The organism is Candidatus Methylomirabilota bacterium (assembly GCA_035764725.1).
GTDB lineage: Bacteria > Methylomirabilota > Methylomirabilia > Rokubacteriales > CSP1-6 > DASRWT01.
This window is the reverse complement of record DASTYT010000055.1, coordinates 23,392-29,616: the sequence shown is the minus strand read 5'-3', so window position 1 is coordinate 29,616 and position 6,225 is coordinate 23,392. Positions and strand designations below refer to the sequence as shown.

Genomic DNA, 6,225 nt, shown 5'->3' with positions numbered 1-6,225 from the left:
GCCGCGCTCGACAAGGAGGAGTCCATCCGGGTGGTGACCTGCGCCACCGAGGACGAGGCCACCGCCATCGGCGCCGGCCTCTACATGGGCGGCGAGCCCGTGGTCCTGATGATCCAGCACGCGGGCCTGTACGCGTCAATCAACACTCTTCGAGGAGTCGCGATGGACGGCCGGGTGCCGATGTTCTACATGATCGGCCTGCTGAGCCGCGAGAAGCACAAGGACCCGCGCGAGTCACGGCACTCCATGGTCCGCTACTGTGAGCCCCTCCTCGACACCTTCGGCGTGCCGCACGCGCGCCTCGAGGGACCGAACGACGTGCACCTGATCCCGGAGTACTACCGGCTCAGCCGCGAGCGGCGCGGACCCGCCGCCGTCCTCGTCGGGCTGGAGACGAGCTGATGGCCTCCGGCACGGCGACCGACCAGAAGCCCATGAAGCCGGAGGACGTGCTCCGGGTGATCGCGGCGGTCCGCGGCCGCGCGATCTGCGTGCCCACCATGACCACCGCGCCCGCGTGGCGTACCATCGCGCCCGACGATCTGTCGGTGGGCTGCGTCGGCTTCATGGGCGGCGCCTCGTCCATGGGGCTGGGGCTGGCCCTCGCGCGTCCCGACCGCCGCGTGATCGTCCTCGACGGGGACGGCTCGCTCCTCATGCAGCTCGGCTCCCTCGCCACCAACGCGGGCGCGGCCCCGCGCAACTTCGTGCACCTCCTGTTCAAGAACGGCGTGTACCACACCTCCGGCGCGCAGGGCATCCCGGGCGGGCTCGACGTGGACTTCGTCATGATGGCGAAGGGCGCGGGCTATCGGGTCGTCGCGATGATCGACGATCTCGAGGACTTCAAGCGCCGCCTCCCCGAGCTGCTGACCGCGGACGGGCCGGTGTTCGTGGAGCTGCACACCGGGCTGGCCGAGCAGACGCCGATGACGGCGCGCGGGGGCATGGCCTTCTCCCAGCAGGTGGAGAACCTCCGGAACGCGCTCCTGAAACCCCGCGCGCGCTAGCCGCGCGCGATCTCGCCGAGGACCTTCTCCAGCCGGTCGGGATCGATCGGCTTGGTGAGGTGGAGATCGAAGCCGGCGGCCTGCGCTCGGCGTCGATCCTCGACCTGCCCATAGCCGGTCAATGCGATGAGCACGACACCGCGCGCCTCCGGCCGTGCCCGCACGCGCCGCGCGAGGTCGTAGCCGTCCATGCCGGGCAGCCCGATGTCCACGAGCATGACGTCCGGCGCGAAGGCGCCGAGCTTCTCGAGGCCCTCGGCCGCATCCTCGGATGTCTCGACCTCGTGACCGGAGAGGCGGAGCAGCATGCTCAAGGTCTCGCGCGCGTCGGCGCTGTCCTCCACGACGAGGATCCGGTGGGGGCGCGGCGCCGCCGGACCGAGCCCGCCCTCGGGGGCCGGCGGGGGCACGTCCTCCTCCGCGAGGAGGGGCAGGCGGATGCTGAACTCGCTGCCGCGCCCCGGTCCCGCGCTGGCCGCCGCCACCGAGCCGCCATGCAGCTCCACGAGCCGGCGCACGAGCGTGAGCCCGAGGCCGAGGCCGCCCCGCGTGCGGTCGAGCGCCTGCGGCTCCTGCACGAAGAGATCGAAGATGCGCTCGAGGAGGTCCGCGCGAATCCCCTCGCCGCTGTCGCGCACGTACAGCACGGCATCTCCCTCGACCCGCTCGATCCGGACCGTCACCTGCCCACCGGGCGGCGTGTACTTGAGAGCATTGTCGAGGAGGTTGCTGACCACCTGCTCCAGGCGCGCGGGATCGCCGCTCACGCGCAGGGGCGGTCCCTCCACGGTGACGGTGTGGTGGCGGGTGCGCCCGGCCTGGACGAGCGCGTCGAGGCAGCCCTGGGCGAGCGCGCGCAGATCGAGGGGCTGCCGCTGCAGCGCGATCTTCCCCGACGTGACGCGCGCCACGTCGAGAAGATCGTCGACCAGTCGGCTCAGGTGCGCGGTCTGGCGGCCGATGACGCCGAGGAGGCGCCGCGTGTCCCCGTCGGCGACCTCACGATCCAGGATGCCCAGCGTGTTGGTGATGGTACCCAGGGGATTCCGGAGCTCGTGGCCGAGCATGGCGAGGAACTCGTCCTTGGCCCGGGTGAGCGCCTCGGCTTCGCGCCGCCGGCTCTCGCGCTCGGCGTCGTACTGCTTCCGCTCGGTGATGTCGAGGGACACGCTCAGCACGGCGGGCTCTCCGGCGTAGGTCACGACCTCGGAGTTCACGAGCAGAAACCGGTGCTCGCCCGTCTTGGTGCGGAACGTCGCCTCGAAGTCGCGCGCCTGCCCGCCCCCGCGCAGCTTGTCGAGCAGGCGGTCGCGCTCGCCCTCGGCGACCCAGAATCCCAGCTCCGGCTTGGTGCGTCCCAGCATCTCCTCGCGCGTGTAGCCGCTGTGCCGCAGCGCCGCCTCGTTGACGGCGAGGTGCCGGCCGTCGCGCAGGCTCACGATGGACATCGGCAGGGGATTCGCGTTGAAGGCCTGGGCGAAGCGCCGCTCGCTCTCGCGGAGGGCGGTCTCCGCCCGCACGCGGTCGGTAATGTCCATGAGCGCGGTGACCACGCAACGCCGGCCCTCGATCTGCACCATCTCCGCGGAGGCGACTGCCCACACCTCGTCCCCCCGCTTCGTGCGGAAGCGCGCCTCCACGCCCCGCACGGGCCGACCCGCGCGGAGGGCGGCCAGCCCCGCTTCGCGCTGCGCCGGGTCCGTCCAGAGCCCGATCTCGGGGACGGTGCGGCCGATCACCTCGTCGCGGTGATAGCCGGTGACGTGGAGGAACGCCTCGTTGACCTCGAGGATGCGGCCGGTCTCGACGTCGGTGACGGTGAGAATGGTGGGCGAGATCTCGAACGCCGCCCGCAGCCGCTCGCTGGCGCCGAAATCGCTCACGACCGGGGGCGACCCGTCACGACCACTTGCCGAAGACCTCCTTCAGGTCCTTGCCCGGAATCGTTTCCCGCATCCAGGTGAACCCGCCGCGGTCCTTCATCTCGCGGGCGCCGCGGAGGAAGGCGGCGAGGGCGAGCCGCGAGAGCGAGCCGCCCACGCTGATGCGCTTCACGCCCGCCGCGGACAGCTCGGCCAGCGTCAGCGCGGGATCGCCGTGGCTCATCACCACGTTGACCGGCTTGCCGACGGATGACACCACGGTGCGGATGGTGGCGAGGTCGCGGAGCCCCGGCGCGTAGAGCACGTCGGCCCCCGCCTTCTCGAAGGCCTGGAGCCGCCGGATGGTGTCGTCGAGGTCGAGGCGGCCGTGAATCAGGTTCTCGGCCCGCGCGGTGAAGACGAACGGCACGGGCAGCTTGCGCACCACCTCCACTGCCGCGTGCACGCGCTCCACCGCATGGGCGAAGTCGTAGATGGGCCGATCGGCCTCGCCGGTGGCGTCCTCGATGGAGCCGCCGACCACGCCGGCCTCCGCGGCGAGCCGGAGCATCTCGGCGGCGGCGCGCGGCTCGTGCGCGTAGCCGTTCTCCAGGTCGGCGTTCACGGGCAGGTCGGTCGCCTCCGCAATCACGCGGCAGTTGGCGAGCACCTCGGCGCGACTGACCGCATTGGTGCCGTCGACCTTGCCCAGCATGTTCGAGAGACCCAGGCTGGTGGTGGCCAGCGCCTCGAAGCCGAGGCTCGCGAGGAGACGCGCGGTGCCCGCGTCCCAGGGGTTGGGAATGATGAAGGCCCCCGCCCGCTCGTGGAGGGCCCGGAACGTCGCCGCCTTCTGCGCCTGCGTGGGCATCGCTGTCCTCGGGGATTGTCTCCCACTCGTATGATCGCATACCATCCCAGGAGCCATGAAGCTCGGCGTCTACCTGAACGCGCAGCATCCCCGCGGCGACGATCCCGCGCGCCGCTTCGCGGAGACGCTCGAGCAGGCGCGCATGATCCGCGCCCTCGGCTTCGACTCCATCTGGGGCGGCGAGCATCATGCCACGCCGGGCTTCCACTATTTTCCGCTGCTGCCCATGCTGCAGCGCCTGGCCGCGGAAGCGGAGGGGCTCGCCTTCGGCACCAACCTGGTCCTGCTGCCCCTCCACAACCCGGTCGAGATCGCCGAGTTCGCCGCCTTCCTGGACGTCACCACTGGCGGCCGATTCACGCTTGGCGTCGGGCTCGGCTATCGCAGCGAGGAGTTCGCGATCTTCGGCGTGCGGATGGCCGAGCGGGTGGGCCGGCTCACCGAGGGCGTGGAGCTGATCCGCCGGCTGTGGACCGAGGACGAGGTCACCCATCACGGCCCCCACTGGACCCTCGACAATGTCACGATCCGCCCGCGCCCGCTCCAGACGCCGCGCCCGCTCATCCTGGTCGGCTCACAAGTGCACGCGGGCATCGAGCGCGCCGCGCGCATCGCCGACGGGTGGCTCGTGGTGCCCGTGCCCACCGTCGACGAGTTCGCGAGCCAGGTCCGCACCTTCGCGGCGGCGCGGGCGGCAGCGGGCCGGCCCGCCGCGGCCGAGATCGGCCGGCTCCTCGAAGTCTCCTGCGCGGCCGACGAGGACGCGGCGATCCGGCGGGCGGCGCCCTACCTGCTGGAGAAGTATGCGGCGTATCTCTCGTGGGGCATTCCCGGCATCACGCTCGACCCCACGGCGTCGCCCGAGGAGCAGCTTCGGCGGCTCGCACGCAACCGGTTCGCGGTGGGCTCGCCCGCCGAGGTCACGGAGGCGCTGCTCGCGCAGGCGAAGGCCGGCGCCACGCACGCCACCATGCGCGTGAGCTGGCCCGGCATGCCGCAGAAGGACGTGCTCGCCGGCATCGAGCTCCTCGGCACCACGGTGCTGCCCGACGTGCGGCGCCGACTCGCCGCGGGCTAGCGGGGAGGCGCCGGCCTCAGCCCTTCATCGCCTGCCGCATGAGCGCGGCGGTGGCGGCGGCGAGCGGATCGGCCGTCGCCTCGAGCCCCCGGATGGCGCTCGCGCGGTCCTCGGCGCCGCGGTTCTGACTGAGCTTGGCCTTCCCCTCGAGCCGATCGATGGGCAGCTCGAACGCCACGATGCCGCGGATCATCCCGTCGACGTAGTCCGTCGGCAGCGCGTCGAAGCGCCAGGGCTCGGCTCGCCCGCCCTCGTACGTCTTCACCAGCCGGTCGAGCAGTGCCTTCACCCTCGCGGGCTCCTCGACGACTACCGGACGGCCGTAGACGTGCACGGCCACGTAGTTCCAGGTGGGCACGCTCGGGTGAACGCGGTACCAGCCCGGCGAGACATAGGCGTGCGGACCCTGGAACACGGCAAGGGTGGGCGCGCCCTCGGCGAGCAGCCGGGCGTGTGGGTTGGCCCGCGCGAGATGCCCCACCAGCGTGCCGCGCGGCCCGCGGTGGCCGTCGAGCAGCAGGGGCAGATGCGTGGCGAACGGCGCTCCATCACCGCCGGTCGACGCCAGCAGCGCGAAGGCCTCGCGCTCGATGAGGGCGTGGCACCAGGCCTGGTCGGGCGCGTCGAAGTGCTTCGGCACGTACATGCGATGGGCTCCTCGCCTATACTCGGCTCTCGCGGCTCATCCGATGACCCTACGCCTCTACCTCGAGGACGCCTACCTGCGTGAGTTCGACGCCCGTGTCGTGGCGAGCGCCGACGGCTGGTGGGCGCTCTCGCACAGCGCATTCTATCCGGGCGGCGGCGGACAGCCTCAGGATCGCGGCGAGCTCGTCGTGGAGGACCGGCCACTCACCGTCACCGCGGTGCGAGAGGACGAGGACGGCCGCCGGCTCTGGCATCACGTGGGGCGCGATGCGGCGGCGGGCACCGCGGTGCGTGGCATGCTCGACTGGCCCTACCGCTACGCGCTCATGCGCCACCACGCGCTCATGCACGTGGTGAACACGGTGGCGCAGCGCCACTTCGACGGGCTCATCACCGGCGTGCAGCTCGGCCCCGACCGCTCGCGCATCGACTTGCGCCTCCGCGCGGGGTTCGATGCGGCGGCCGAGCTGGAAGCGCGCGTCAACGACGCCCTCGCCGCCCCCCGGGGCATCGCCGCCACGGTCATCCCCGAAGCCGAGTATCAGGCCCGCCCCGACCTCATCCGCACCCTGAACGTGCGGCCGCCGATCGTCAACGGCCAGGTGCGGGTAGTCACCATCGACGGCTTCGACGCCCAGGCCTGCGGCGGCACCCATCCTCACGACACCGCGGAGATCGGTCGCGCGCACATCGTCAAGCGCGAGAACAAGGGCCGCGACAACAAGCGCTTCTACTGGACGCTCGCCCCGTAAGCGC

At 71.9% G+C, this 6,225-nt stretch carries 7 protein-coding genes; 4 read left to right on the top strand and 3 right to left on the bottom strand.

The features are described 5' to 3' along the window. On the top strand, window positions 1–402 hold a 402-nt coding region (locus tag VFX14_10210; protein HEU5190051.1), incomplete at its 5' end, for a thiamine pyrophosphate-binding protein. After that, window positions 402–1,010 carry a thiamine pyrophosphate-dependent enzyme gene (locus VFX14_10205; protein HEU5190050.1) on the top strand — a complete coding sequence of 203 codons (609 nt, stop codon included), beginning with the start codon at window positions 402–404 and terminating at the stop codon, window positions 1,008–1,010. The genes VFX14_10210 and VFX14_10205, both read left to right, overlap by 1 nt. Here VFX14_10205 and VFX14_10200 read toward each other — a convergent pair. Then, window positions 1,007–2,893, bottom strand: coding sequence for a PAS domain S-box protein (locus VFX14_10200; GenBank protein ID HEU5190049.1), 1,887 nt, complete (start codon window positions 2,891–2,893; stop codon window positions 1,007–1,009). The two genes, VFX14_10205 and VFX14_10200, sit on opposite strands and share 4 nt — an antisense overlap. Before the next feature lie 16 nt (window positions 2,894–2,909). Continuing rightward, window positions 2,910–3,743, bottom strand: coding sequence for an isocitrate lyase/phosphoenolpyruvate mutase family protein (locus VFX14_10195; GenBank protein ID HEU5190048.1), 834 nt, complete (start codon window positions 3,741–3,743; stop codon window positions 2,910–2,912). A 55-nt stretch (window positions 3,744–3,798) separates the two neighbouring features. Here VFX14_10195 and VFX14_10190 point away from each other — a divergent pair, with 55 nt between their 5' ends. Next, window positions 3,799–4,821 carry an LLM class flavin-dependent oxidoreductase gene (locus VFX14_10190; protein ID HEU5190047.1) on the top strand — a complete coding sequence of 341 codons (1,023 nt, stop codon included), beginning with the start codon at window positions 3,799–3,801 and terminating at the stop codon, window positions 4,819–4,821. 16 nt (window positions 4,822–4,837) lie between these two features. Here the strand turns inward: VFX14_10190 and VFX14_10185 are convergent, their stop codons facing one another. Then, a complete protein-coding gene (locus tag VFX14_10185; GenBank protein ID HEU5190046.1) occupies window positions 4,838–5,467 on the bottom strand; it encodes an FMN-binding negative transcriptional regulator in 630 nt (209 codons plus the stop codon). Between the two features lie 43 nt (window positions 5,468–5,510). On the opposite strand from VFX14_10185, the gene VFX14_10180 reads away from it, so the two are divergent. Then, a complete protein-coding gene (locus VFX14_10180) occupies window positions 5,511–6,221 on the top strand; it encodes an alanyl-tRNA editing protein (GenBank protein HEU5190045.1) in 711 nt (236 codons plus the stop codon). Window positions 6,222–6,225 lie beyond the last annotated feature (4 nt).

What these genes read in the sequence shown, in the direction of transcription:
- VFX14_10205 (HEU5190050.1), top strand. Translation starts at nt 402, where the DNA reads ATGGCCTCCGGCACGGCGACCGACCAGAAGCCCATGAAGCCGGAGGAC.
- VFX14_10190 (HEU5190047.1), top strand. Translation starts at nt 3,799, where the DNA reads ATGAAGCTCGGCGTCTACCTGAACGCGCAGCATCCCCGCGGCGACGAT.
- VFX14_10195 (HEU5190048.1), bottom strand. Translation starts at nt 3,743, where the DNA reads ATGCCCACGCAGGCGCAGAAGGCGGCGACGTTCCGGGCCCTCCACGAG.
- VFX14_10185 (HEU5190046.1), bottom strand. Translation starts at nt 5,467, where the DNA reads ATGTACGTGCCGAAGCACTTCGACGCGCCCGACCAGGCCTGGTGCCAC.
- VFX14_10180 (HEU5190045.1), top strand. Translation starts at nt 5,511, where the DNA reads ATGACCCTACGCCTCTACCTCGAGGACGCCTACCTGCGTGAGTTCGAC.